We start from the raw sequence: 909 nt of genomic DNA, 5'->3' as shown, positions 1-909 counted from the left end.
ATGGTGCGGTCGAGAGGACTTGAACCTCCACGATGTTGCCACCACTAGGCCCTCAACCTAGCGCGTCTACCGATTCCGCCACGACCGCATAATGCTATTCAAATATAAATGGAGCGGAAGACGGGATTCGAACCCGCGACCCCGACCTTGGCAAGGTCGTATTCTACCACTGAACTACTTCCGCATATAAATGGTACGGGTGAAGGGACTTGAACCCCCACGTCAAAGACACTAGATCCTAAATCTAGCGCGTCTACCAATTCCGCCACACCCGCATAAAAATGGTGTGTCATGCAGGATTCGAACCTGCGACCCTCTGATTAAAAGTCAGATGCTCTACCAACTGAGCTAATGACACATAAATGATATGAAGTTAAAAAATGGGGCGACTGATGGGAATTGAACCCACGAATGCCGGAATCACAATCCGGTGCGTTAACCACTTCGCCACAATCGCCAAAATAAAAATGGTGCCGGCAACAGGAGTCGAACCCGCGACCTACTGATTACAAGTCAGTTGCTCTACCAGCTGAGCTACACCGGCAAAAGAAATGGTGGCTTTGGACGGAATCGAACCGCCGACACAAGGATTTTCAGTCCTTTGCTCTACCAACTGAGCTACAAAGCCGATATTAAAATGGCGGTCCTGACGGGATTCGAACCCGCGATCTCCTGCGTGACAGGCAGGCATGTTAACCGCTACACCACAGGACCGTTTTAAGTATAAGGTGACGACTTCTATAATGATAAAACATCTATGTAAGTCTGTCAATTGTTTTATTAAAAAAACAAAAGCCTGGCAACGTCCTATCCTCACAGTGGGAAGCCCCCAACTACTTTCGGCGTTCAAGTGCTTAACTTCCGTGTTCGGCATGGGAACGGGTGTGACCACTTGGCTATCGTCACCAG

The 909-nt window shown here is 49.0% G+C and carries 8 tRNA genes and 1 rRNA gene; all 9 read right to left on the bottom strand.

What is annotated here, in order from left to right:
* Position 1: 1 nt before the first annotated feature.
* Positions 2-88 (bottom strand) — tRNA-Leu (locus KNQ14_RS16615).
* 21 nt (positions 89-109) lie between these two features.
* Positions 110-184, bottom strand: a tRNA-Gly gene (locus KNQ14_RS16610).
* A gap of 7 nt (positions 185-191) precedes the next feature.
* Positions 192-275: transfer RNA gene (locus tag KNQ14_RS16605), tRNA-Leu, on the bottom strand.
* A gap of 7 nt (positions 276-282) precedes the next feature.
* Positions 283-358: transfer RNA gene (locus tag KNQ14_RS16600), tRNA-Lys, on the bottom strand.
* A 23-nt stretch (positions 359-381) separates the two neighbouring features.
* A tRNA-His gene (locus KNQ14_RS16595) sits at positions 382-457 on the bottom strand.
* An 11-nt stretch (positions 458-468) separates the two neighbouring features.
* Positions 469-544 (bottom strand) — tRNA-Thr (locus KNQ14_RS16590).
* Between the two features lie 8 nt (positions 545-552).
* Positions 553-628, bottom strand: a tRNA-Phe gene (locus KNQ14_RS16585).
* A 10-nt stretch (positions 629-638) separates the two neighbouring features.
* Positions 639-714, bottom strand: a tRNA-Asp gene (locus tag KNQ14_RS16580).
* 80 nt (positions 715-794) lie between these two features.
* Positions 795-909: ribosomal RNA gene (gene rrf, locus KNQ14_RS16575) — 5S ribosomal RNA — on the bottom strand.

Source organism: Exiguobacterium sp. s161, from assembly GCF_018619045.1.
GTDB lineage: Bacteria > Bacillota > Bacilli > Exiguobacteriales > Exiguobacteriaceae > Exiguobacterium_A > Exiguobacterium_A indicum.
The sequence above is the reverse complement of the archived record's forward strand: the minus strand, read 5'-3'. Positions and strand labels throughout refer to the sequence as shown.